Origin of the sequence: Pedobacter cryophilus (assembly GCF_005116455.1) — a bacterium.
Lineage (GTDB): Bacteria > Bacteroidota > Bacteroidia > Sphingobacteriales > Sphingobacteriaceae > Pseudopedobacter > Pseudopedobacter cryophilum.
Map to the genome: position 1 here is coordinate 717,714 of NZ_SWBP01000001.1, position 25,392 is coordinate 743,105.

Annotated in this window: 29 protein-coding genes; 19 read left to right on the forward strand and 10 right to left on the reverse strand. The window is 34.5% G+C overall.

Translation table 11 applies throughout. The annotated features are described in order from the left end of the window. Positions 1-282: 282 nt before the first annotated feature. Positions 283-1,242 (reverse strand): bestrophin family protein, encoded by a 960-nt coding sequence (locus tag FA046_RS02960; protein ID WP_136824865.1) that lies wholly within the window; start codon positions 1,240-1,242, stop codon positions 283-285. Positions 1,243-1,559: 317 nt separating this feature from the next. Here FA046_RS02960 and pafA point away from each other — a divergent pair, with 317 nt between their 5' ends. From pafA to FA046_RS02985, 5 genes are all read left to right on the forward strand, one after another. Further along, positions 1,560-3,230: an alkaline phosphatase PafA gene (gene pafA / locus FA046_RS02965; RefSeq protein WP_136824866.1), complete on the forward strand. Its 1,671-nt coding sequence runs from the start codon at positions 1,560-1,562 to the stop codon at positions 3,228-3,230. A gap of 146 nt (positions 3,231-3,376) precedes the next feature. Further along, on the forward strand, positions 3,377-3,766 hold the full coding sequence (locus FA046_RS02970) for a GxxExxY protein (protein ID WP_205943592.1): 390 nt from the start codon (positions 3,377-3,379) through the stop codon (positions 3,764-3,766). A 59-nt stretch (positions 3,767-3,825) separates the two neighbouring features. Then, positions 3,826-4,458 (forward strand): thiamine phosphate synthase, encoded by a 633-nt coding sequence (locus FA046_RS02975; protein ID WP_136824867.1) that lies wholly within the window; start codon positions 3,826-3,828, stop codon positions 4,456-4,458. A gap of 14 nt (positions 4,459-4,472) precedes the next feature. Next, positions 4,473-5,054, forward strand: coding sequence for a thiamine pyrophosphokinase (locus FA046_RS02980; RefSeq protein ID WP_136824868.1), 582 nt, complete (start codon positions 4,473-4,475; stop codon positions 5,052-5,054). Continuing rightward, positions 5,051-5,542 carry a GNAT family N-acetyltransferase gene (locus tag FA046_RS02985; RefSeq protein ID WP_136824869.1) on the forward strand — a complete coding sequence of 164 codons (492 nt, stop codon included), beginning with the start codon at positions 5,051-5,053 and terminating at the stop codon, positions 5,540-5,542. Before FA046_RS02980 ends, FA046_RS02985 begins: the two co-directional genes overlap by 4 nt. Here FA046_RS02985 and FA046_RS02990 read toward each other — a convergent pair. After that, a complete protein-coding gene (locus tag FA046_RS02990; RefSeq protein WP_136824870.1) occupies positions 5,539-6,684 on the reverse strand; it encodes an NAD(P)/FAD-dependent oxidoreductase in 1,146 nt (381 codons plus the stop codon). The genes FA046_RS02985 and FA046_RS02990 overlap by 4 nt on opposite strands. Positions 6,685-6,764: 80 nt before the next feature. Here FA046_RS02990 and FA046_RS02995 point away from each other — a divergent pair, with 80 nt between their 5' ends. After that, complete coding sequence (locus tag FA046_RS02995) at positions 6,765-7,445, forward strand: zinc metallopeptidase (protein ID WP_136824871.1); 681 nt, start codon at positions 6,765-6,767, stop codon at positions 7,443-7,445. Positions 7,446-7,637: 192 nt separating this feature from the next. Here FA046_RS02995 and apaG read toward each other — a convergent pair whose 3' ends face one another. Together apaG and dusB are read right to left on the reverse strand one after the other, a co-directional pair. Beyond that, a complete protein-coding gene (gene apaG / locus FA046_RS03000) occupies positions 7,638-8,024 on the reverse strand; it encodes a Co2+/Mg2+ efflux protein ApaG (RefSeq protein WP_136824872.1) in 387 nt (128 codons plus the stop codon). A 57-nt stretch (positions 8,025-8,081) separates the two neighbouring features. Beyond that, the gene (gene dusB / locus FA046_RS03005; protein ID WP_136824873.1) at positions 8,082-9,074 is read right to left on the reverse strand and encodes a tRNA dihydrouridine synthase DusB; all 993 of its coding nucleotides are present in this window, start codon (positions 9,072-9,074) and stop codon (positions 8,082-8,084) included. A gap of 51 nt (positions 9,075-9,125) precedes the next feature. On the opposite strand from dusB, the gene FA046_RS03010 reads away from it, so the two are divergent. The 10 genes from FA046_RS03010 (at position 9,126) to FA046_RS03055 (ending at position 15,741) form a co-directional block, all read left to right on the forward strand. Then, positions 9,126-10,061, forward strand: a complete 936-nt coding sequence (locus tag FA046_RS03010) for a CPBP family intramembrane glutamic endopeptidase (protein ID WP_136824874.1) — start codon at positions 9,126-9,128, stop codon at positions 10,059-10,061. Further along, positions 10,054-10,257, forward strand: a complete 204-nt coding sequence (locus FA046_RS03015) for a putative signal transducing protein (protein WP_136824875.1) — start codon at positions 10,054-10,056, stop codon at positions 10,255-10,257. Before FA046_RS03010 ends, FA046_RS03015 begins: the two co-directional genes overlap by 8 nt. Positions 10,258-10,265: 8 nt before the next feature. Beyond that, entirely contained in the window at positions 10,266-11,069 is an 804-nt protein-coding gene (locus FA046_RS03020; RefSeq protein ID WP_136824876.1) for a phosphatidate cytidylyltransferase, read from the forward strand. A gap of 24 nt (positions 11,070-11,093) precedes the next feature. Beyond that, a complete protein-coding gene (locus FA046_RS03025; protein WP_136824877.1) occupies positions 11,094-11,753 on the forward strand; it encodes a phosphatidylserine decarboxylase family protein in 660 nt (219 codons plus the stop codon). 281 nt (positions 11,754-12,034) lie between these two features. Then, on the forward strand, positions 12,035-12,610 hold the full coding sequence (locus FA046_RS03030; RefSeq protein ID WP_136824878.1) for a DUF3575 domain-containing protein: 576 nt from the start codon (positions 12,035-12,037) through the stop codon (positions 12,608-12,610). A gap of 120 nt (positions 12,611-12,730) precedes the next feature. Then, complete coding sequence (locus tag FA046_RS03035) at positions 12,731-13,156, forward strand: PH domain-containing protein (RefSeq protein ID WP_136824879.1); 426 nt, start codon at positions 12,731-12,733, stop codon at positions 13,154-13,156. 233 nt (positions 13,157-13,389) lie between these two features. Next, entirely contained in the window at positions 13,390-13,578 is a 189-nt protein-coding gene (locus FA046_RS03040) for a hypothetical protein (RefSeq protein WP_136824880.1), read from the forward strand. Continuing rightward, entirely contained in the window at positions 13,578-14,480 is a 903-nt protein-coding gene (locus FA046_RS03045; RefSeq protein ID WP_225870867.1) for an ABC transporter ATP-binding protein, read from the forward strand. The genes FA046_RS03040 and FA046_RS03045 overlap by 1 nt, the downstream gene beginning before the upstream one ends. A gap of 5 nt (positions 14,481-14,485) precedes the next feature. Next, a complete protein-coding gene (locus FA046_RS03050) occupies positions 14,486-15,274 on the forward strand; it encodes an ABC transporter permease (protein ID WP_136824881.1) in 789 nt (262 codons plus the stop codon). A gap of 89 nt (positions 15,275-15,363) precedes the next feature. Continuing rightward, on the forward strand, positions 15,364-15,741 hold the full coding sequence (locus FA046_RS03055) for a DUF4174 domain-containing protein (RefSeq protein ID WP_169303286.1): 378 nt from the start codon (positions 15,364-15,366) through the stop codon (positions 15,739-15,741). 189 nt (positions 15,742-15,930) lie between these two features. Here FA046_RS03055 and FA046_RS03060 read toward each other — a convergent pair whose 3' ends face one another. The 4 genes from FA046_RS03060 to FA046_RS03075 form a co-directional block, all read right to left on the reverse strand. Continuing rightward, on the reverse strand, positions 15,931-16,101 hold the full coding sequence (locus FA046_RS03060; RefSeq protein WP_205943593.1) for a type II toxin-antitoxin system ParD family antitoxin: 171 nt from the start codon (positions 16,099-16,101) through the stop codon (positions 15,931-15,933). A gap of 280 nt (positions 16,102-16,381) precedes the next feature. Then, positions 16,382-16,636 carry a hypothetical protein gene (locus tag FA046_RS03065; protein WP_136824883.1) on the reverse strand — a complete coding sequence of 85 codons (255 nt, stop codon included), beginning with the start codon at positions 16,634-16,636 and terminating at the stop codon, positions 16,382-16,384. A gap of 208 nt (positions 16,637-16,844) precedes the next feature. Next, on the reverse strand, positions 16,845-17,567 hold the full coding sequence (locus FA046_RS03070; protein ID WP_136824884.1) for a hypothetical protein: 723 nt from the start codon (positions 17,565-17,567) through the stop codon (positions 16,845-16,847). A gap of 291 nt (positions 17,568-17,858) precedes the next feature. Then, positions 17,859-19,895: a PKD domain-containing protein gene (locus FA046_RS03075; RefSeq protein ID WP_169303287.1), complete on the reverse strand. Its 2,037-nt coding sequence runs from the start codon at positions 19,893-19,895 to the stop codon at positions 17,859-17,861. A gap of 230 nt (positions 19,896-20,125) precedes the next feature. Here FA046_RS03075 and FA046_RS03080 point away from each other — a divergent pair, with 230 nt between their 5' ends. The 3 genes from FA046_RS03080 to FA046_RS03090 all read left to right on the forward strand — a co-directional run bounded on the left by FA046_RS03080 (position 20,126) and on the right by FA046_RS03090 (position 23,650). Continuing rightward, positions 20,126-21,955 (forward strand): MutS-related protein, encoded by a 1,830-nt coding sequence (locus tag FA046_RS03080; RefSeq protein ID WP_136824886.1) that lies wholly within the window; start codon positions 20,126-20,128, stop codon positions 21,953-21,955. Between the two features lie 67 nt (positions 21,956-22,022). Then, entirely contained in the window at positions 22,023-23,282 is a 1,260-nt protein-coding gene (locus FA046_RS03085) for a metal-dependent hydrolase family protein (protein WP_205943594.1), read from the forward strand. A gap of 5 nt (positions 23,283-23,287) precedes the next feature. Further along, positions 23,288-23,650, forward strand: a complete 363-nt coding sequence (locus tag FA046_RS03090; RefSeq protein ID WP_136824887.1) for a DUF1304 domain-containing protein — start codon at positions 23,288-23,290, stop codon at positions 23,648-23,650. Between the two features lies 1 nt (position 23,651). On the opposite strand, the gene FA046_RS03095 is transcribed toward FA046_RS03090, so the two are convergent. Both FA046_RS03095 and FA046_RS03100 read right to left on the reverse strand, forming a co-directional pair. Further along, positions 23,652-24,047: a hypothetical protein gene (locus FA046_RS03095; RefSeq protein ID WP_136824888.1), complete on the reverse strand. Its 396-nt coding sequence runs from the start codon at positions 24,045-24,047 to the stop codon at positions 23,652-23,654. A 57-nt stretch (positions 24,048-24,104) separates the two neighbouring features. Then, on the reverse strand, positions 24,105-25,334 hold the full coding sequence (locus FA046_RS03100) for a M16 family metallopeptidase (protein ID WP_136824889.1): 1,230 nt from the start codon (positions 25,332-25,334) through the stop codon (positions 24,105-24,107). Between the last annotated feature and the right edge of the window lie 58 nt (positions 25,335-25,392).

Consider the following 25,392-nt stretch of genomic DNA (forward strand, 5'->3'; position numbering starts at 1 on the left):
TATTTAGTCAGTCGTTTTAGCCTTACTGGTAACTTATATATACGCAATGTTACTTCCTTTATAAACCCAAATTTAGGAGGATTATGGAAGTATTTTCTAATATACAAATTCCAAATAAACTTGATGGAAGCTGGATTTTTTTGCTTTAACAGGAGCGTTAACGATTGAAGCGACATCCTTTATCCCCCTTTTCGGGGATGAAGATATAGCGGAAAGCGTGTTAAAACGCCCAAATTATTTAATTATATTTTTATTAATTGAATTAAGTAATTAGTCTTTTTCCTACATTAAAACACCATCATCATTCGGCTTGATTTTACCGGGGATTAAGCTCTCGTTTAAACTTTCTTTTAAATCTCGCTCTATAGTGGTGCTTAATGCGCTCATAGAAACATCTTCTAAACGGTTTTCAAAAGGGTCTTCGGTACGTTCGCCAATTAAATCTAAAGCTAAAAATACAAAGGAAATGGCGACAGAAATTGGAATCATGGCGAGGTGTAAATCGCCAACAAAGGCAAAAGGAATTAAGGATGCGTGAATGAAAACAAAAACCCTTGAAAAGTAACTGTATTGCCTTATAAATGGGGTGTTTTTTATCCGCTCGCACATGCCTTGTATGTTGTTAAATTCAATGAGTGTTTCTTCTAATCTCACCAAATGAAACTCGGCTATCCAACCTTTTTCATAAGCGCTTTTTAAATCATCGCCTTGTTGGTCTATCAAATAATTTGGCGGATTTATTTTGTGATAAAAGGTAAAATACTCTTTAGGGTCGAGGTATTCTTTAACTTCAAAATATTGATTTTCCTCTTCAAAAAGCTCTGATTCTTTATTCATAAAACCATTTGGCTTACGTAAATAAACGCGTAAGGCATTTACAAAACCAATATGTCTAAAAACCAGCTTTCGCCTAAAAGCGGTTAATTCCTTTTGGTCATCAGGGTTTGAGCTTGTAATTAAAATACGTACTTCACGCTCCCAAACTCGGCTATAGTTTACTAAAGTACCCCAAATTTTGCGGGCTTCCCACCACCTATCATATGCGTTATTGTTTTTGAAACCTAAAAATATAGCTATTGCTGCACTTAAAGCGGTAATGGTGCTAAATGGAATGCTAAGGTTGACTATTTGATAATAATCATGCAGTAAAAAAACTGCTATGGCTAATAAGATATAATATAAAAGATTTCTCCATGTGTAAAATAGTATCAATTTCCATTTTAGGTTTCTGGTAACTAACATGCTTTAATATTTTTTAACTGATTGACTAACAAAGATGATACTTTTTTTATTGAGATTGCCGAATTATCGGTCAATCATCACGGCATCTTTTGTTACCAATGCTTTTAATAGAATATTCTATTTAATACTATAGACGTAGTCCTTTATTTTCAAAAGGCATTTAAGGAATATAAATTTCATATTAGTCTCCAGTATGAAATTTGCGGGCTGTCCCTTTTTAATGTTAAGTTAACTTTGCCATTATGTAATATTTTGATCTCAAAATACCCCTAAAGAATTAAATCTTAACTTTACAATTTAAACCATTCATCAACAATATGAATATTGTAAAATCAATTTTATTGAGTGTTGCATTACTTCCATTAGTAGTTCAGGCACAAAACCCAAAAAAGCAAGCGTTAACTTCAAATAACTTAACCAGTAGTCCTGCCCGCCCAAAATTGGTAGTTGGTTTAGTGGTTGACCAAATGCGCTGGGATTATCTTTATCGTTACGCTAATAGATACGGTGCTGGTGGCTTTAACCGAATGTTAAGAGAAGGTTTTTCTTGTGAAAACAATCAAATCACCTATATTCCTACAGTAACTGCTGCTGGTCATACCGGTATTTATACAGGTTCTGTCCCATCAATTCATGGTATTGCCGGTAATGATTGGACCATTCAAGCTACCGGAAAATCTATGTATTGTACAGATGATCCAACTGTAAAAACAGTAGGCAGCACTTCTACTGCGGGATTAATGTCGCCAAAAAACCTATTGGCCACCACCATTACAGATGAGTTAAGATTAGCTACCAATTTTAAATCAAAAGTAATTGGCATTGCTTTAAAAGATAGAGGTGGGATTTTGCCAGCCGGTCATTCTGCAAATGCAGCTTATTGGTATGATGATTTAACCGGTAACTGGATTACCAGTACCTATTATATGGACGTTTTACCAAATTGGGTAAACAACTTTAATAGCCAAAAAATTGCTGAAAAATACATTAAACAAGACTGGAACACGCTTTACCCTATCAACACTTATACACAAAGTACCGCAGATGATAATCTTTATGAAGGAAAACTAAGAGGCGAAACAGCACCTGTTTTTCCTCATTTAACTTCTAAAATGTTGAATGGAAATTTTAGCGCCATCAGAAACACGCCTTATGGAAACTCTATTACCTTAGATTTTGCAAAAGACGCCATCAAAAACGAACAATTAGGTAAAGATGATATTACTGATTTTTTAGCAGTAAGTCTTTCTTCTACAGATTATATAGGCCATCAATACGCCATCAATTCTATTGAAGTAGAAGACGCTTATTTACGGTTAGATAAAGACATTGAAGAGTTTTTAAAAACCTTGGATGCAACCGTTGGGAAAGGACAATACACCGTTTTTCTATCTTCAGATCATGGCGCTGCACATAACCCAAAATTCTTAGCCGACAATAAAATACCAGCCCAATTATGGGATGGAAGAACCATTTTAAACAACCTCAATACCGAGTTGGAAAAAGAATTTAAACAGCCAAAATTGGTTCTTGGATTTGGGAATTATCAAGTAAATTTTAACAATCCATTAATTGCATCATCAAAACTTAACCTGTTAGAAATTAAACAATTCACCATTAATTTTTTGAATAAACAAGAGGGAGTAACTTTTGTAGTGGATATGGAAAATATATCTTCTGCTTCTCTTCCCGATGCCATAAAATCTAAAATTATTGCTGGTTATAATAAAGACAGAAGCGGCGCTATACAAATTTTGTTAAAACCGGGCTGGTTCCAGGGTTATTCTGCAACAGGCACTACGCATGGATCTTGGAATCCTTATGATACCCATATTCCATTAGTTTTTATGGGCTGGGGAATTAAACAAGGAACATTAAACAGACCAACAAGTATGGCTGATATTGCACCAACTATTGCGGCCTTATTACACATACAAGAACCTAATGGGAATGTGGGGGAAACTATTGAAGAAGTGCTAAAAAAATAGGAGCAGGATTTTCAGGATGCTTTGCTAAATTATAAATAGGAGCAGGATTTTTAGGATTGTAGAATTTTCAGGATGTTGACGGGTGAAAAAAGAATAGTTAGAATTTTGGAATGATAGAATTTTAAAATATTAAATGCCTTTTTAAAATGATAGAAAATGATGAATTAACTTATAAAATCATTGGTTGTGCGATGAAGGTTCACAACACTTTGGGTAATGGTTTTCAAGAATTGATTTATCAAAGATGTTTAGCTATTGAATTGCAAAAATCTGCTTTAAAATTTGAACGGGAAGTCAACCAAAAAATTTATTACGAGGGGTTTGATGTTGGCACAAGAAGATGTGATTTTATTGTTGAAAATCGAGTAATTATTGAACTTAAAGCCTTTATTAATTTAGAAGATGCTCATTTAGCACAAACAAAAAACTACTTAACCGCTTACGGTTTTGAAAAAGGATTATTGATCAATTTTGGATCAACCAGCTTACAGTATAAATTGATTTTTAATAATAATACAAATTACAAAAAAGATTAAAACAGGTGTTAAATTTAGCACCCTGTTTATCCTACAATCCTTAAAATCCTGATACAGACATGAAAAAATTTATATCCCGCTTACATTACCTCACACAAGATTTACCGAATTGTAGTCATTTAGAACAAGTTCAAATAGCTTGTGAAGCAGGTGCCAATTGGATTCAATACCGTTGTTTAAGTAAATCTGATGCGGAAATGCTGGAAGAATTACATCAAATTGCTGCTATTTGCGATGATTGGGGAACTACATTAATTATTACCAATCATGCTCATTTGGTGCATTTAGCAGATATTCAAGGAGTACATATAGAGGATATGGATGCCGATTTAACCTTGATTAGGGAACAAATTGGAGAAGATAAAACTTTGGGCGCATCAGCAAATACATACGAACAAATTATAAATCATATTAAAAACGGAGCAGATTATATTGGTTGCGGACCATTTGGACATACTGACACCAAGCCCAATGATGCGTCACATTGGGGTGTTAAAGGCTACCAAGAAGAGATAGAAAGATTGCAAGAAAACAAATTAGAAATTCCTCTAATTGCTGTGGGAGGAGTACAAATAGAAAACGTAGAATTATTGATGGCAACCGGTATTCATGGTATTGCTGTTTGTGCGGCCATCAACAAAAGTGAAAATCCTGGGGCTGCCTATAAGGCCTTTCATCAATTGATTTTTTAACACCCATTAAACCTATGTCAAGCCATCATATCGTTAGAGAAAAACAAGAACCTGCATTATTGGTGATGACCATGGATCATTTTAATGAGGAATACTTAGGACAATTATTAGAATGGTCTCCAACCATTCTGGTATCTGCAAAAGTTGCAGAAAAAGTGCTTTCTACGGGTATTAAAATAGACATTATTATTACGCCAGAAAATGAGTTAGTTAACACCCAAGAACATGTAAAAATACTAGCCGCCAAAGATGATGATGATATTTTAGAGGCAGCACTAAAACATTTAATTGCCGAGGGCTATCCTGCGGTGAATATCATTACCAATCATTTTCAGGCTAAAGAATATCTTTTTTATGTAGATATGATAGATTTGGTTGTTTTTGATGAGGATAAAAAAATCTATCCTATTAAATCGGGTTTTAGTAAATGGCAAACTAAAGGAGAGGATATTTATATTTATCATCCAGAAATGATTCACGAGTTTTCTGTCTCTGGATTAGAAAAAATAAACAACAACCATTATCAAACCGTAAAAGACGGGTTTTTTAGTTTTACGTTTGAACCGCCTTTCATATTTATTGCAGAACAGTTATGATTGAAATAAAACTTGCTGCTATTGAAGATCTAGAAATTATACATCAGTTGGCTTCTGATATTTGGTGGCCAACCTATAAAAATGTGATATCTGATGAGCAGATAGCTTTTATGCTAAATAAAATGTATTCCATTAGCGCTCTTCAAAATCAAATGCATGAAGAAAATGTATTCTTATTGCTTTATGTAAATGAGCTTGCCAAAGGCTTTGCCAGTTATTCAAAAACAGCTATAGATAAAACCTATAAACTTCAAAAACTTTATCTACATCCAGATCAACAAGGAAAAGGGACTGGTAAATTATTAATTGTTGAAGTCGAAAAACAGGTAAAAACCTTGGGTGGAGATGCTTTAATTCTTAATGTAAACCGAGGGAATAAGGCAAAGGATTTTTACAAAAAAGTAGGCTACCAAATACTACAAGAACTAGATATTCCTTACTTTCATTTTGTACTTAATGATTATGTGATGGGTAAAAAATTGATCTAATTCAAATCTACTAAAACTAAATCAGCTACTTCCATTCCGGTTAAACTGCCTAAAGCAACACCCATTCCGTTGCATCTTGCGGCAACAAATAATCCTTTTCTTATTTTTTTAACAATAGGTTCTAATGGCTCTCCAAATCCCATAATTCCGCTCCATCTATAATCTATTTTCATCTTATTATTTGGAAGGATAATTTGATAAAGCATTTCTTCTAACTTTTTTTGAATCTCTTCGCTAGTATTCAAATCAAAAGTTTCTTCTGCTTTAAAGTCTATATTTCTTCCCCCGCCTAAAAGAATTCTATCATCAACATCTCTAAAATAATAATAGCCTTCATCGTAATGAAAAGTTCCCTTTACTTTTAATCCTTTAATAGGCTCGGTCACCAAAACCTGTCCTCGGCCGGGTTTAATATCAATTTCGGGTAAAAGTTGAGCGGTAAAAGCATTGGTAGCAAACACAATTTTATGGGTGGTAAAAGTAGCTTCCTTAGTTTTTATGGTGATTAGTTTATCTTCTTCAAATGATAAAACCTGAGTTTGGTTAAATATCAACACGCCTAAACTTTGTGCTTTTTGTATCAAAGCCAGCATCATTTTACCGGTATCTATTTGCCCTTCAAATTTATTTTCAATTAATCCTTTCACTCCATCAAAGCCAAAATCTGCAATTTTAGCATTGTTAACGGCAAAAATGTCAGCCCCGCTAAACAAGGGTTTAAAAATGTAATTTAAATGGCTTAAGCCTAAAAAGGCGGTTTCCATTTGCTGCAAATCGTTTTTTAAAAAAAGTTCATATCCACCTTTTTGTTCAAAGCAAATAGCGCTATCCCCTAAATTCTTTCGCAAAGTGGCTAAGCCTTTTATCCGCTTGGTAACCAAATTAAAAACAGTTTCCTCGCCGTAGCTTTTAATATCGCTTAAAAGCTCAGAAACACTTCCAAAACAGGCAAAACCAGCGTTTTTAGTGCTTGCACCACTTGGCAACATTCCTCTTTCTAATATCGCTATTTTTAAACGCGGACTTTGTGTTTTTAATTGTAAAGCCGCATTTAAACCTACTATTCCGCTTCCAATAATGATTACATCATAATGGTTTAAAAATGAGCTTTGTTCCCAGTAAGAAAATGCGTTTTCAATCATCTTTTAAAGGTAATTTATTTGTGTAAACTTTTAAAAGGAATACTTTTTGAGTATCATTATATAATTAATTTAAAAAAGATATGATATTATTTATAATCATCCTGGTAATGAGCCTGGGGGTTCAATGGAGATTCAAAAGCAAATTCAAAAAATATTCTGAAATCGCATTAAGCTCTGGTTTAAGCGGTGCAGAAGTAGCTAAACAAATGTTAAGCGACCATGGAATTAGTGATGTAGAAATTATTTCTGTAGATGGGCAATTAAGTGACCATTACAATCCTGCTGATAGAACTGTAAATCTTTCTCCTGATGTTTATCATGGACGAAGCATTATTGCAGCTGCTGTGGCAGCTCACGAATGCGGACATGCGGTACAACATGCAAAAGCTTACAGTTGGTTGCAATTGAGATCATCATTAGTTCCGGTAGTTGGTGTGGCATCTAAACTTGTTCAATGGGTGTTAATTATTGGCGTAGTGATGTTGATGTTTTCTGGCAATACAATAGTTTTAGCCGTAGGTGTTGGGGCTTTAGCAATTGTAACTTTATTCAGTTTTGTAACGCTTCCAGTAGAATTTGATGCGAGTAGAAGAGCATTAGCCTGGTTAAAAACCGGACATGGCGTTACCCAAACCGAATTAGAAAACGTACAGGCAAAAGATGCTTTATGGTGGGCCGCTATGACTTATGTTGTTGCCGCTTTATCTTCTTTAGCCACTTTATTGTATTACGCTTCTATGTTGTTTGGAAGAAGAGATTAGGCCTCATCCCCCAGCCCCTTCTCCAAAAGAGAAGGGGAGGTAGAACGGATTAAAAACAAAAAAGCCCTCGATTTATAAAAATCGAGGGCTTTTTTATTTTTTGCGTTAACGATGGAAGCGATATCCTTTTGCTTTTTGGAGCAAAAGATTTAGCGGACAGCGTGTTAAAACGCCCAAATTATTATTGTTTAATTAATTCAATTTAAAAGGCGCAATTAAAGCAAACTGAGGAATACTTACGTCAAATATTTCTCCATCTACCAATCTTTTCATTTGATAAGTTCCTTTCATGGTGCCCATATCTGTTTTAAGATTGCAACCAGATACATATTCGTGGTGTTGCCCCGGCGTAATAATAGGTTGTAAGCCCACTACACCTTCGCCTTCTACTTCTCTTTTGGTTCCGTTAGAATCAAAAATAGTCCAGTGTCTTCTTAATAATTGTACGCTATAATCTGTCAGATTTTCTATCTGGATTTTATAGGCAAACATATAGTGTTCATTAGCCGGATTTGAATATTCTGGCTGGTAGGTAGTTTCAACAGAAACTTTTACTCCTTCGGTGATTTGCGCTACCATATTCTTGTTATTAATTTTAGAGTCAAGGTAAATAATATATATTTGATATACCAAAAACTAAACCAATTCTACATCGAATTTGTTTCTGATATCATTTAAAACATCTTCTATGGCTTCTACACTTTCTAAAGAAACCAATTTCATTCGGTATTCTTTAAAATTTGCAATTCCTTTAAAATAATTAGCATAATGGCGTCTCATTTCAAAAATGCCTGTTTTTGGTCCTTTCCATTCAATTGATTTTTGAAGGTGAGTGCGGCAAACATCAATTCTTTCTTCTAAAGTTGGTCCTTCTAAATGAGTTCCGGTTTCAAAAAAATGTTTTACCTCTCTAAAAATCCAAGGGTAGCCAATCGCTGCTCTGCCAATCATAATGCCATCCACCTCATATTCTAAACGCCAATTTGCAGCTTTCTCTGGCGAATCTATATCGCCATTACCAAAAATAGGAATCTGTATTCTTGGGTTTCTTTTAATTTCTCTAATTAAAGACCAATCTGCTGATCCTTTATACATTTGAGAACGCGTTCTGCCATGTATGGTTAAGGCTTTTATGCCTACGTCTTGTAAACGTTCTGCCACTTCATAAACATTTTTGGTGTTGTCATCCCAGCCTAAACGGGTTTTTACCGTAACGGGCAAATGAGTAGCGTTTACAACCGCAGCGGTCATCTTTACCATTTTATCAATATCCTGTAATAAGCTGGCTCCAGCTCCTTTACAAGCTACATTTTTAACCGGACAACCGTAGTTAATATCAATTAAATCTGGATTAGCCATCGAAGAAATTTCAGCAGCTTGCCTCATGTGGTCTATCTCCGATCCAAAAATTTGAATTCCGATAGGTCTTTCATATTCAAAAATATCTAGTTTTTGACGACTTTTTGCAGCATCACGAATTAAGCCTTCCGAAGAAATAAATTCTGTATACATCATATCTACGCCGTTTTGTTTGCAAACAAAACGAAACGGAGGATCGCTGACATCTTCCATTGGCGCTAACAATAAAGGGAATGCTCCCAAATCAATATTTCCGATTTTAACCGACATTCAAAAATCTATTTCTTAATTTAACTGCAAATTTACAAAATATCATTTGTTATGCATGACATTCAAAAGTCAAGTCCTTACCATCCTGCTTTACAGCTCATGTTTTTAGTTTTAATGGCTTTTGTTGGGGCTATAGTTTTTACAATTATTGGCTTTTTAGTCTGGATTCCTTTTAATACAGATCATTTTTCACTCCTCAGTTTAACAGAAAATAACATGCAAAACATGGATATTTCTTTTTTAAGGATGATGCAAATTTCTAGTTCGTTAGGGCTTTTTATAGCCGGACCCATTGCTTTTGCTTATTTAAATCAATCTAAACCTAAAACTTACTTCTATTTTGACCAGCCTTTAAAATGGACCTTATTCTTTTTAGTGGTGGCTATTATGTTTGTTTCTAACCCGGTTTTTGAACTCATTAATGAGTTAAACCAAAAATTAGCTCTACCAGATTTCTTAAAAAGTTTAGAAATTTGGATGAAGGAAAAAGAATTACAAGCCGCCGAATTAACCAAAAAGCTTTTGGAAATGCGAACCTATAACGATTTGATTATTAATTTAATAATGATTGCCATTATACCTGCCATTGGCGAAGAACTTTTTTTTAGAGGAGGCATTCAAACCATTTTAAAAGATTGGTTTAAAAATTACCATGTGGCCATTTGGGTTACCGCTATTCTTTTTAGCGCCATACACTTACAGTTTTACGGTTTCTTTCCAAGAATGCTTTTAGGAGCGCTTTTTGGCTACTTATTAGTTTACGGAAAAAGTATTTGGCTACCCATTTTAGGGCACTTTTTAAATAACGGAACCGCAGTAGTGATGGCTTTTGTAATGCAAAAACAAGGAAAAAGTATAGCTGAAATTGAACAAACAAGTAATTACTCTATTTATGGCTATGCTATTAGTGCAATAATTACTTTAGTTTTACTGCTTATGTTTTTTAAACAAACCAAAAACAACACTTTATATAGCGCTTATGAATAGTGAATGGGTTAAAGTTTATGCCTCCAATCAATTTTTTAAATCAGAAATAGTAAGGCAGGTATTGGTAGACAATGAGATAGAAGCTGTAATTATAAACAAGCAAGATTCATCTTATAAATTTGGCGAAGTGGAAGTCCACGTCAGAGAAACTGATTTTCAAAAGGCATCGAAAATTATATTAACCAACGATCTTTAATATAAATTATGAAAACCAGAGCAATAACCGGTTTTGTTTTTGTAATAGTCATGCTGGCTTCCTTACTTTTAGGCCCTTATGTTTTCACCGGCTTTTATATTTTTTTAAGCTTGGTTTGCGTGATAGAATTTTTTACTTTGGTTAAAACCACCGGCATTAGGCCGCACCGCTCTATTGGCTATGTTGCCGCCTTAATTATATTTGCATCTGTAGCCGGAAAGCAGTTTTTTGTTTATGAAACCAAGTGGTTATTAATTAATATTCCCTTGTTTTTCGGCATTTTTATCAGAGAGCTTTTCAAAAAATCTACCCTGCCTTTTAGCAATATTGCCTATACTTTTTTGGGCTTAATTTATGCCGTTGTCCCATTTATTTTCTTTTTTAGTTTGGTTTTTATATCCGGCAGTTACAATGTTCACTTGGCTTTAGGTTTTTTTCTGATGCTTTGGGGGAATGATACCGGCGCTTATCTTTTTGGGGTAAAATTTGGTAAAACACGCCTTTTTGAAAGGCATTCTCCAAAAAAATCTTGGGAAGGTTTTATAGGCGGTATTTTCACCAGTTTAGTAGTCGGTTTTATTTTATCTATCTATTTTACAGATTACGCCTTACAACATTGGTTAATTATGGCGCTCATTATCTCTTGCTTTGGCACCTTAGGAGATTTGGTAGAATCTATGTTTAAACGCAGTATAGATATTAAAGACTCCGGAACAATACTGCCAGGCCACGGTGGTTTTTTAGATCGCTTTGATGGCTTGCTGCTTTCGGCTCCAGTAATTTTCGTGTACCTCTATTTAATTACTTATTAGTAATTTCGCATAAAATTTTTAAAAATGACCATTCACAAAGAAGGCTATACCTCTATCGCGTTAAGCATATTATTTATTTTTGTAACCAACACTATTATCAAATATTACCTGCCAGATGTTACCTGGTTTATTTGGTTTTGGTATTTACTTTCTTTCGCCTTATTTATTATCATTTTACAGTTTTTTAGAAGCCCAAGCAGAAAATTAACCCTTCATGATCGTAAAATTATTTGCCCTGCCGATGGTAAAGTAGTAGTGATTGAAGAAACCGAAGAAACCGAATTTTTAAAAGACAAACGCATTCAAGTTTCGGTTTTTATGTCGCCCGTTAATGTGCATATCAACAGAAACCCAATTAGTGGAATAGTAAAATACTTTAAATATCACCCTGGGAAATACCTTTTTGCCTGGGATCCAAAATCTTCTACTGAAAACGAAAGAACCACCACCGTGGTAGAACATAAAAGCGGCGTTCAAGTGCTTTACCGTCAAATTGCCGGCGCATTAGCTCGCAGAATTGTTTGGTACGTAAAAGAAGGAGATACAGTAGAGCAAAGTCAAGAATTTGGGTTTATTAAATTTGGTTCAAGAGTAGATATTTATTTACCCTTAGGTACACAAATTAACGTGAATTTAAACGAGGTTGTAAAAGGCGGAGTAACCGTTTTAGCCACACTTTCTTAAATTTTAGAAAAGCAATTTCCGTGTTTCAAATGGATGGATAGCCTCGCTGTCCATTCATACGGCTTTTGGCCGGTATACCTGCCTGCCGGCAGGCATTTCCATCAAGTTTATTTTAGCTGGGCTTGTGCTGTAAAAGTGCAAAGTCATCTGTGATAGACTCCTGCTAAGAAAAAACAGATTGATCTTATTTAGTTAAACAATGTTAAAAACTGTTGTTAAGATTTAAAAAACTAACCGCTAATTAATAAAAACTTTACTTTTATTAGATCAATCCTTATCTAATGAACAAAATTACCTTAATTACCATTTGCTGTTTAATGAGCAGTTTATCTAAAGCACAAGAAACAAGCGTAGAAAAATCTTTATTTGGAGCACAAATTGGTTATTTAGGTGTATGGGCAAATCACGAAGCAAAACTTTCAAATAGAATTACTTTTAAAACCGAAATTGGTTTAGATAAAGGCTATGTGGCGGAGACCTTACTTTTTACATCGAAAAAAAGCTCTTTTTATCCCTTTTTTATTTTAGAACCACGTTACTATTATAATTTAGGGAGGAGAGAAGCTGCTTCAAAAAAAGTAAAAGGTAATACCGGTAACTTTTGGGGATTACAAATGAGATATAGCCCTAATTTGTTTGTTGTTAACGATAAATACATTGATAATGACAGAGAAATTTTAACAATAAGCCCTAAGTATGGATTGAGAAGAACTTTAGGAAATCATTTTAATTTAGAAACTACTGTAGGATTTGGCTACGGCTATGAATTTAATAAATATCCAAATTATCCGGATGGTGGTTTTTTTAGTATTGAGGCGACTATAAGAGTTGGAATTCACTTTGGTGCAAAAAAATAAATTTATATTCCAATTTATTTTAAGTGATTATTAAAACGAATAGACTGGAATTTTTGAGGTAAGTGTTTCATTAGATTTTTCGTTTGAACGAAATAGAATTGTGCGTTAGTTTTAGATTATATGACCTTCAAAAGCAAAAAAGACCCCTTATTCCTGACCATTGTTTTTGGAGTTATATTTTTAATTGTTGGGGTTTCTGTTTTAGCTATTATTGATAAAGGATTAAACCTCAGCAACACTATATTTCATGTTATTGATTTAATGGTTATTGCTTTATTATTGTGGATTTTTTATGGTACTTATTATCAATTAAGCGCAACCCACTTAAAATACTTTTGCGGACCAATTAAAGGAAAAATAGAAATTTCATCAATCAAAGAAATTAATAAAAACCTAACCATGTGGGTGGGTTTTAAGCCTGCAACAAGCAGAAATGGACTTATCATAAAATACAATAAATACGATGAGATTTATATTAGCCCAATTAATAACGATGATTTTATTGCGGAAATGCTAAAACTTAACCCATCTATTAGTATTAAATAATCACTACAAATTTTGTGGATTCTTATTTAAATGTAGTGTTCTTAAATCATCTAAACCACAAACCAATCATCTACCAAAGCGCCAAAAACCTCTACCAACAGGTTGTTCGCTAAATATCAGGGTTTAATCGATTCTTTTTCTCGTTCGTCTATTCATCCTCCGCTTTGGTATAAAATATTCTTGTACCAGTTAAAAAGATTGAATATTTGATTGTTAAACAAAATTTTAGAGTCATGAAAAAATCATTGCCCTTTTTATCTCCCTTTTTACTAATGATATTTCCTGTGGTAATATTTCTATCAGCTACTTTAATTTTTAAACCAAATACATCAGCAAAAGATTTTGCTACTATTGATATCAAAAATAATAGGCTGGCCAATACCAGTCATATCGCTATTGTTAAACAATTACTAAAAAAATAATGATGCAGGAACTCATCATCCAAACAAAAAACCTCAATTTTAATTTTGCACAGCAAAAAGTGCTCAATCAGCTTTCATTAGAAGTACCAAAAGGCGGTATTTATGGTTTCTTAGGTCCAAACGGATCGGGTAAAACTACTACCATTAAATTGCTGTTGAACCTGCTAAAATCCGACGAAAAAAATATTTTCCTTTTTGGCAAAGAGCTACAAGAAAACCGAACCGAAATATTAAAAAAAATAGGTTCGCTGGTAGAGCAACCTGCTATTTATCCACACCTTACCGGCTATGAAAACTTAAAAACCAGAGCTCTACTTTTACAGGTTTCTAAAAGTAAAATCAATAAGATTTTAGACATCGTTGGCCTTACAGATGCCGCAAATAAAAAATCTGAAAAGTATTCTTTAGGAATGAAACAACGCTTGGGAATTGGGTTGGCCTTGTTGGATGATCCCGAGTTATTGATTTTAGATGAACCTACCAATGGTTTAGATCCAAATGGGATTATAGAAATCAGACATCTGATCAAAGATTTAGCTGCAAATCATCAAAAAACCATTTTTATTTCCTCGCATTTACTGGCCGAAATAGAAAGAATTGCTACCCATGTTGGCATTATCAACAAAGGAAAAATGCTTTTTCAGGGAAATATCCATGAGCTTCATTCTTTAAAAACAAGCCTTATTTGTATAGAAACCAACGATAATGAAGCGGCACAATCTATTTTAAAATCCAAATATCCGTCGCTCAGCCTCAACGGTCACTTAGAAATTCCTTTTGAAAGTTTAGAACAAATGGGTTTCATCAATCATCATTTAATTCAAAATGATTTGATTGTTTACAGCATTTACAAACAGAAAAAAGACCTGGAATCTTTATTCTTAGACATCACTAACGCTTAAATCTTATGAAAACTTTTTTACTTTCTCTACATTCAGAATATTATAAAACCCGTAAAACCTTAGCCTTTTGGGGCGCCATTGTTTTACCTGTATTTTTATGCACCGTAGTTTTTATAGGCTATTATATAAAAGCCGATGATGTGATGAAAAAACTAGCTAAAGTACCTCCAATTGCTATTTGGGGCCAATATTCCTTTGCAATTGTTGGCGTAATGGGCACTTTGCTTTTACCTATGTATTTGGTTTTTATGACTTACTCGGTAAATAATATAGAACACAAAGCTGATACCTGGAAAAGTCTGTTTTCTTTGCCTATTCCTAAATGGAAAATTTACTACAGCAAAGCCCTATACACCGTTTTACTGATTACTTTAAGCATGCTTCTTTTTGTGGGCTTAACTTTGGCTTATGGTTATATTTTAGGTTGGTTAAAACCTCAGTTAACTTTACAAAATGCCGATATGGCTAAGGTAACAAGCTATCTAGCTGTTATTTATTTAAAAATGTTTTTGGCTTCATTAGGCATTATTTCTATTCAGTTTTTGATGAGTTTGGTTTGGAAAGATTTTTTAAAACCCATGGGTATTGGTTTTTTACTTTTGGTAACCGCCATGATTGTTTTAAAATGGGAATACAGCTATTTAATTCCGTTTACACATCCTATAAAAGCGCTCATGTCTTCGAGCGGTAAAGAGGTTGAAATTTTAACCAAAGAAGTTTGGGTAAGCTTTGCTTATGCCGCTGTGTTTTTTACTGCCGGTTATTTTATTGTGATTAAAAAAAGCGTGAAATAAGGCTGCTTTAAAAAACGATTAAATGGGTTTGACGTTTGTTAATGGATGAAGAGTCACATTTAATCGTTTTTAGTTTTAATTATTCGCACATGAAACCTCTCTTCTTTTTATGGTTAATAACTTTTGGTAGCCTCAACACTGCTTTTTCTCAAAGCCAAATTTACCGTGAAGTATTGGTTTTTGCACCCGAAGGATTTTCTGAAAAGTTAGAAAAACAGGTAAAAATTTTAAAATCCGACTCAAAGGGATTGCAAGAAAGAGATATAAAACTTAGCGTATACAGGATCACTTCTAAAACCTTAACTCGTTATAAAAATTTAAACCTGTCTAAACAAAACTTTACTTTTATTCTAATTGGAAAAGATGGCGGAGAAAAATTTAGATCAACCGAGGTGGTGAGTTTAGTAAAATTATACAGTTTAATTGACGCTATGCCTATGCGTAAATATGAAATGAGAAAACAATAATTTTGGTTGGTTAAAGGTTTATCGAGTCTGTAGACTCTTTTTTATTAGTAAATCCTTAGTCACGCTAGCGCTTAAGACTAAGGACAGAATAGGAGCTTTAGATAGAGCTGTTTATCAATTGTTGAAAAAGCCTATTTTAAGGTCATATTTTTTCAAGGTCATTTGATGCTTCGATACTTATTTTATAATTCATTTACTCAAATGTTCATTGTGCAAATCCTGTAAAAAAGTATCTCGATTATAATTCTTTACAAATCCAGATTTTTCTCCTTTTTTTAATTCTTTTATGAGTTCTACCTTTTTTGATTCTTCTTGCTCAAACATTTCAATTTCTACATCTTTTCTTGTTGTTTTCATCATTATAAATTTCTAAAATCTTTGCTCTAGTTTGAAGACTCTTTTTTATTTGTAAATCCTTAGTCACGCTAAAGCCTAAGACTAAGGACAGAATAGGATCCTGAAAAAGGAACACTGAAGCCAGTTTGGGGTTGGTTAAATGTTTATCTAGTCTGAAGAATCATTTTCATTTGTAAATACTTAGTCACGCTAGCGCTTAAAACTAAGGACAGAATGGGTATTCCGTTTCATCAATCAACATTCCTTGGTCATGACAAAACGCTGACAGGATTAGCAAACCAATTTAAATATCATTTAGCTCTTTCAAGGTATCACCTAATACATAAGACATCAGCTCTGTGACTCGTAAAAAGTGTGTTTTATCATGGAGAGTGTATTCGGAAAAGAATTGTGGAATTTGTTTTGCTCTGTCAGATGCTTCTTCACAAAGTGAAATGATATTTCCAACAAACGCTTGCGTATCTGCATTCTTTCTTTCTAACAACTCCTTATAGAGAGTAGTGTCTTTTACGCTTTCTATGTTTATTACTTTACTCATCAATAATTCTTTCTTAGGCTATTAAAATATTTTAGGATGAAATTAAATGCTGTCTTTATTGCTTTAGGATTTCCGCTAACGGTTACAGGTTTAAGTTGTACCCGATTAAAGAGCACTTTATTGTCGCCCGAGCACTAAAGTAGTTAAAAGAAGAACAGAACAAGAACCACGTCACCCGGGCATAATTTAAACCTGATGTTACCACCAGTTATTTTTTTATCCTCATTATTTCTCTATTGGGTAGTTTCAGGAAGTTCAAGTCATTGTCAGGAACAAGAGTCGGAATTGAAAATAGCTCGTCTTTGATAGCTTCAGGTTTTATAGAAACTAAAGTCATTGTTACTTCCATCATTCCGTTTGTTGATTTAACGATTTTGAGAGGTAATGATTTAGAAATTTTTAAGAATTCTGCCCAACCATCATAAATGTGCGTTGTAAAAAGCAAAGGGTCAACAGTCAGTTTTGTTGAATTGAAGTAATAGTCATATACCCCGCTTTTCCATTTTACTCTAACAATATTGCACTTTACTCCCTCAACTATTGCTGTAGAGTCAAGTTTATAGATATGCGGCATTTTTCCTGTCATCTTAAATTCTAGGTCAACCGATGCATCCGTTACAGTACAAATATCTGATCCCGCCCCATCTTGCATAGAATAGATTTTGTTTGTTTCTGATTTATAAACAGCCCATGTTCTTGGGTTATTATTAGTAAGATTATAATAGTCGCCTTGCTTATAGCTAGTTCTAATGGTGTCTGACCAAGAACCTTCACTTCTCATTTTGTCTAATATGATTTTTTTAGACATTCCCATTTCCTCAAGCTTTTTGGAAACTTCCAAATTTGCCACATAGGTCAAGGTACCTTCAAATGATTGTCCATAAGAAAGGGTTGAAGTGAGGATTATAATTGTCACAAGGATTTGTTTCATGTATGTCGGTCTTTTTATAATTGGTGGTAACTAGTTGCTATACGCTACCTATAGCGTATATTTTTCATATATGTAATTCAATTTTAGATATTATTTAAATAGATAGTTAAAAGTAGCATAATTAACTTAACCTACAATAGAATTTTAAAAGTACTGCCCATTTGCGTTAACGATTGAAGCGGCATCCTTTTTTTGTGCGCCCTTCGACTCCGCTCAGGGTGACAAAAAAAGATATAGTGGAAAGCGTAGCCTGTCCCGATTTTTCATCGGGATATAAACGCCCTCATCATCTTACCTAATCAAAGTCACACTGTTTTTTCTGAAAAGCTTGTTTCCGGCTACATCAAGGCCATCAATAATAAAATAATAAACACCTACGGGCATGGGTTTGCCTTGGTAATTTCCGTCCCAACTGTCTAATATTTTTGTGGAGGTAAAAACAAGTGATCCGTAACGGTTAAATATTTTGATGTTATAGGTTTTAAGATTGGCAATCAGGATGTTGAAATAATCGTTCACGCCATCATTATTAGGGGTAAAAGTATTAGGGACAATGATATCGCCTTCGGCTAAAATCTTAATCACATTGGTGCTTAAAGTATCTGCACAAATGCCATTATTTGCAATAAGGGTAACCACGTAAGAGCCTGGCTGATCAAAAGTATGTGAGGGATTGGTTTGGGTAGAGGTAGCGCCATCACCAAAATCCCATTGGTAACTAACGGCATCCACACTGTTATTGATAAAATTAAAAGAAATAGGTGCCGAAAATAATTGATCTATACTGGGATCTAAAGTAAAAGCCGCCACTGGTTTGGCCAATACGTTAATATCTATAACTGTACTGGGGCTGCCGCAATCATCTACCACGTATTTTAAAGAAATGGTTCCTGTTTGATCTATACTGGTGATGGGAACTTTTAAAATGGTTTCTCTAATTTCAGTTCCGTCGGGTAAAGTCCAAACCACATCTGTACCTTCTGGCTGGTTTGCGGGTTCTAAAACCAAAGTATCGCCAACACAATAAGTGGGTGGCTGATTTAAAATTTGTGGCTGATTTAAAACCCCTAAATCTTTAAAAAAATAAGATTGATACGTAGTGCAACCAATAGGGCTGGTAACTTCTAAAGTCACGGTGCGCTCTCCCGGATTATTGTAATTCACTGAAACCGGACCTGGTGAAGTGCTTTTTCTGATGTTTCCGCCCAATCCAAAATCCCAATTATAAGTGTAACCTGCTTGCACATCATCTGCCTGGTAAGTAGTGGTGAAAACGTTATCACAAAAAGTATTGGTGGTTTTAAAGGTTGGTTTTGGACCTAAAAATTCTCCTGTGCCGCCAAATTCTAAGGTAAACCCATTGTTTCCGCTCGAAAAATTATTGATGAGCAAAGCGTAAGTTCGGCCTTGTTGCATGTCTATAAATCGCACAAAACCATCTTGTCCGGGTACACAACCACCTGTTTCTTGAGTATCGGTAGAATTGGCATCTAATCCGGTTAAATAATATTTGGGCGAACAAGTTACTCCGCTTCCGGCAGCACAACGAATGGCGTTTGCAGCAGTAACGGCACTGCAATTTCCACTAGGTCCTAAATCATACAAAACCCAATCTATATCATCATTATTATTGGTGGGAGTAATGGTAAAAGTAAGCGTCCCGTTGTTGGCGGCTATCCATTTATACCAAGCGGTGTTTGCTTCAATAGAACCTCCATTAGAGTTAATGTCAATACAAGTGCCCGCCGCTTCTCTGTTATTTAAGCCTGCTCCGGTAACGTTAATGGGAGAAACTCGGTCTTTTGAACATAGCAAAGAAGCGGTGGCACAATCTTGCCCCGGCTGTATGGCTGGGAAAAAATTATCTACACATAGCTGAAAAGTTCCAGTTGCATTATTGGTAGCGCTTACACGGATAAAATAAGTGACACCCACCGTTAATGCGCCTTTATAATAAGCTGATTGGGTATTTCCGGGATAACTCTGACCAATTTCTTGAAGTATGGTAGTACAATCTCCAGAATAAATAGCAATTAAGGGGTTTAACAAAGTTCCGGCAGCAGTTCCTCCGGCTTTTACGTTAATATTTACATCATAAGCCGTGGCCACAAAAGAAAACCAAACATCGTTTCCGATAGCAGGCCATTCAAGCGCTTTATCAAAACCACTGGGCGTTGCCCTTACATTAGAATATGCAGCCTCTGCAGAACAAAAGCCTCTAACGGTTCCAAGTTTTATGGCTCCAGCACAATCATCGTTTCTTGGAACTTGTGCTTTCACAAATTTTGGCGAAAAGCCCATTAAAAAAAATACAACTAATGATTTCATCAAAAACGATTTTGTGCTTAACCTTTTGATATTAGAAATCATGTATTTGATTTTTGGATAATGAAAATTGAAAAATTAATAAATAATTGCTTTGAAGCTTAAAAAACGATATTCCAGATCTTAATATTTCACAGAAAATCCATTTTTTCAAATATGAACAAAGATCATCAACTAAGATAAATTAACTAACGTAATTTTGCGGCTCAAAATTTATAGTTTAGCTGTTGAATATGAATTTATCTCAAGAAAAGCTTTTTGTCACCTACCAAAGCAATATTACCACGCTTCAGCAACTTATAGCAAAACACCAAAAAAAAATAAATACCTACTCTTTTTTACGGTTGGGCGTTTTTTTATTAACCATCCTGCTGGTTTTTTTGCTATTTAGTTTAGGCGCATTGGCTTTAATTATGGTAGCGATAGTTATGATCAGTTTATTTTTGTGGATTGTGGCTAAGCAGGCTAAGCAACAAGAGCAGCTTGATTTTGATCTAAATAAACAGCTTTTATTGCAAAACGAGCTTAATATTTTAAATGATAAACACAATATTTATGATGCAGGCCTAGCTTTTGAAAACCCCAGACATGCTTATACAGACGACTTGGATATTTTTGGAGAACGCTCTTTATTTGCCTATCTAAACAGAACAGCTACCCCACAAGGAAATGAAATTTTAGCCAGTTGGCTTAAAAATGCAGATGCTAAAGACCAAATTCTTGATAGGCAAGAAGCCATTAAAGAACTGGCAAACCATCAGGAAGAGAACTTAAATTTAAGGGTGCAACTTTATCCGCTAAAAGGTGCCGTTTTAAGCCAACTCAAAGAAAATATAAAAGATAAACTTCCGGCAATTACTCAGTTTATCACTTTACCTTATATCAACTTTATCATTTACTTTTTGCCTGCGGTAAGTTTCTCTTTATTAATTGCTGCCAGTATTTTTAACGGTGTTTGGTGGAGTTTTTTAGGCCTTTCTTTACTGATAAATTATGTGGTTTATGCTTTTCACTTAAAGCATATTAACCTTGCCCATTTACTTTTTAGTAAAAGCGCCAGTCAGTTAAAAACCTTTGCCAAAGTAATTAAACCCATAGAAGAGCAGCCATGGAAAAGTAAAGAGTTAAAGTTTATTGTAGAGAAAATAAAGAATAACAGCGGCCAAGCCACGCATCAACAAATTCAATCTTTGGCAAAAATTATTCAAGATTTTGATGCCCGACTGAACGTTTTTGTGGGCACTTTTTTAAACCTCTTTTTATTTTGGGATTTAAGAGTGGTAAAAAGATTGCATCAATGGCAGCAAAAATCATCAGGAACCATCATTAACAGTTTTAAAACCATAGCAGAATTTGAAGCTTTAATTAGCTTGGCAAATTTAGATGTTAACCATCCGCATTGGGTTTATCCCGAAGTGGTTGATGCTTATTCTTTTGAAACCAAAGCAATGGGTCATCCACTTATTCCAGACTCAGTAAGAATAAATAATGATTTTAAATTTTCTAATGAGCGGACCATAGATGTAATTACAGGATCTAATATGGCCGGGAAAAGCACTTTTTTACGTACCGTTGGCATTAATATGGTTTTGGCTTACGCCGGATCTAAAGTATGTGCTAAACAATTTAAAACCGGTGTTTTTTCTTTGGTAAGCTATATGCGAATTAAAGATTCTTTGATGGATCAAACTTCTACTTTTAAAGCCGAATTAGACCGTTTAAAAATGATTTTAGCTTTAACAGCGAAGCAAGAAAACACTTTTATTTTGGTAGATGAAATGCTACGAGGCACCAACAGTAAAGACAAATATTTAGGCACTAAAGTATTTATTGAAAAACTGTTGCTCCAACAAACTCCAGGCTTAATTGCCACTCACGATCTTCAAATTGCAGATTTAGAAAAAGAGCATCCCACTAAAGTGAGAAATTTTCATTTTGACATTACCATGAATCACGATGAAATGTTTTTTGATTATTTAATTAAAGACGGAGAATGTAAAACCTTTAATGCCGCAATTTTACTAAAAGCCATTGGTTTAAGTTTAGACAACAACGTATCATAAAAGCATTTTAGCCTTAATTTTTGGGGAAGACAAAAAATGTGTACCTTAATTTCTTAAAACCTTGCCTGTGAAGCATCTTATTTTTATTTTACTGCTGAGTTGTTCTTTAATCTTGAACGCTCAAAACAAAAAAACCGTTTTATTAAAGCCAGATAGGGTTTTTGATGGAAAAGAAATGCATCAAAATTGGGTGGTGCTGGTAAAAGACAGTAGCATTTTATTTGTCGGCGAAAGCAAAAATATACCGAATTTAAAAATAGATACGTCTATATTATTGCCTAATCAAACCTTATTACCAGGCCTTATTGAAGGGCATTCGCATTTATTTTTGCATCCTTATAATGAAACTGATTGGAATGATCAGGTTTTAAAAGAAAGCCGAGCAGAGCGTTTAGTGAGAGCAGTAAACCATGCCAAAGCAACTTTAATGGCTGGTTTTACAACGGTAAGAGATTTAGGAACCGAAGGTGCCGGTTATGATGATGTAGGTTTAAAAAACAGCATAGATAAAGGCATAATCCCCGGTCCCAGAATGATAGTGGCCGGAAGAGCTATTGTAGCAACGGGTAGTTATGGTCCAAAATCTGAAAATTCGGAATTAACTTTAATAAAAGGAGCCGAAGAAAGTGACGGAGACCGCCTTATTAGTACCGTAAGAGACCAAATAGGGCATGGTGCCGATGTAATTAAAATTTATGCCGATTACCGTTGGGGATTAAACAAAACCAGTGCGCCAACTTTTAGTGTTCAAGAAATTAAATCTATGGTAGAAACCGCAAAAAGCACCGGCAGACCTGTTGTGGCTCATGCTTCTACCAAAGAAGGGATGAAAAGAGCCATTGAAGGCGGCGTAGAAACCATTGAACATGGAGATAGTGGCGATGAAGAAATTTTTGCACTCATGAAAAGTAAAAACGTAGCCCTTTGTGCAACTATTGCCGCTGGTGATGCCATTAGCCAATATACGGGTTGGAAAAAAGGAGTGGGTGCCGAGCCAAAAGGTATTCAACAAAAACGTAAAAGTTTTTCAGCAGCCTTAAAAGCGGGAGTAACGATTGTTTTTGGTGGTGATGTTGGGGTTTATACTCATGGAGATAACGCCCGGGAAATGATATTAATGGTAGATTATGGCATGTCGGCTTTAGATGTTTTGCGTTCTGCAACTTCGGTAAATGCCAAGGTTTTTCATCAAGATAATATTGGGGAGTTAAAAGCGGGTTACAAAGCAGATATCATCAGCGTAAGCGGAAACCCCATAACTGATATAGCAAACATGAAACAAGTAAAAATGGTGATGAAAAGCGGTAAGGTATATAAATTAGATTAATAATTATGGAAATAGTAATTAAGGTTTTGATTGGTTTTATAGCATTAATTCATTGCTATATTCTTTGGATGGAAATGTTTGCTTGGACAACCCGCGGACCAAAAGTTTTTAAGAATTTCCCTAAAGAACTTTTTGTGCCCACTAAAGCTTTAGCGGCCAACCAAGGTTTGTATAATGGTTTTTTAGCCGCTGGTTTACTATGGACTTTCTTTATTGAAGATGCTATTTGGAGAAATAATGTGGCTATTTTCTTTTTAGGATGTGTAGCTGTTGCGGGTATTTATGGTGCGCTTACCGCTGATAAAAAGATCTTTTTTGTGCAAGCTATGCCGGCTTTAATTACATTGTTTTGTATTTCAATTTTATAATTTATTCTGATTTTCTATAACTAACACCACCACCATCATAAGCGTCTAAAAATAGTTCTAATCGAGAATTTGAAACGGTAGTGAAAATTCTCGGTGAATTTGTTGAATTATCAAAGATTAATCTATTGCCAACTTCACGAGTTATTAAACTATTTTCTTTCATTAATTTATAAGTTCCACTACTTAACAATTGATTGTTTTCATAACGTTGGTAAGTATCACTTGAAAACTTTATAATAATTCCATTTCCAATAGGAAAATCTTTTGTTTGTCCCGTGAAACCGCCAGTTTCTCTACTCAATTCCCATGTTCCAACTATTGAAGGGATTTCTTCTTTCTTGCAACTAATGATTAAAAAAGTAGAAAGAAGTAAAAAGTATAGATAGTGTTTTTTCATGTTCACGTTTTATATGGTGGTTACGCTAAAAAAACAATTAACGATACAAAAACACTTTTATTCCTCGGGTTGAAATAGCAACATACTCAGTTTTTCGGGTGCAAAAATATCATTTGCAATGTCTATTAACTGGTCTGCATTTACCTTGTTAATTTTTGCGAAAACCTCTTTTAAAGAATCTATTCGGTTATAATCTAATAAACTTTTAGCCATTGAAATTAATACGCCCATTCGGTTTTCTTCGCCTAAAGCAATCTGACCAATAAACTTTTGCTTGGCTTGAGCCAATTGTACGGTTCCTAGTTTATTCTCTCTTAATTTCTTTAATTCTTTATGGGTAAGTTTTAAAGCTTTTTCTACTTTCTCGGCATCGGTACCAAAATAAATGGAGAATAATCCGGTATCACTTAAAGGCGAATAATTAGATTCTATGGTATATGCAATGCCATATTTTTCTCTGATTTCTAGGTTTAATCTGGAGCTCATTCCTGTGCCGCCCAAAAGGTTGTTCAGTAATAATAAACCTGTTTTTTGCTCTTCATGAAAAGAATAAGCTTTGCTGCCCAACATACAATGAGATTGGTTGATAGGCTTTTTAACCAACTTATCTTGCTTTTGAATAGCTGATGGTGAAATTCTATTTTTTAACGATGCATTACTTGCAATACAACCAAAGTATTGTTCGGCTAGTTTAAGTACCTTAGCGGGATTATAAGCGCCAGATATGGCAAAAATTATCTCGTTGGTATTATAGTTTTTGGCCATAAAATCTGATAAATTTTGCTGGGTAAAGCTTTTTACAGATTCGGGAGTGCCTAAAATATTTTCTCCTAAAGTGTGTCCGGCAAAAAGCATCGACTCAAAATCGTCATTTATGGCTTCTTCTGGTTGGTCTTCATAGCTGGCAATTTCATCTAAAATCACACTCTTTTCTTTTTCCATTTCGTCTTTTGGGAAAGTAGAAAAGAAAGCAATATCCTGTAAAAGATCCATTGCTCGTTCTAAATGTGTTTTTAGAAACGACGCTTGTAAGCAGGTATATTCTTTGGTGGTATAAGCGTTTAAATCTCCACCTACCACTTCTAAACGATTTAAAATTTGATTGGTGTTGCGTTTTACTGTTCCTTTAAACAATAAATGCTCTATAAAATGAGCTAAGCCTGGCGCCCCGTTTTCTTCATCTCTAGAACCGGCGTTTATAATTAAGCAGCAATGTGCAATTGTAGATTTTGCCGGTTTAAATAAAATTCTGATGCCGTTGTTGAGTGTAAAAACCTGATGATCCATTTTTTTCTATATCGACTAAGATAATAATTTTTATAAGGCTTACGCCGATGCTTGATTT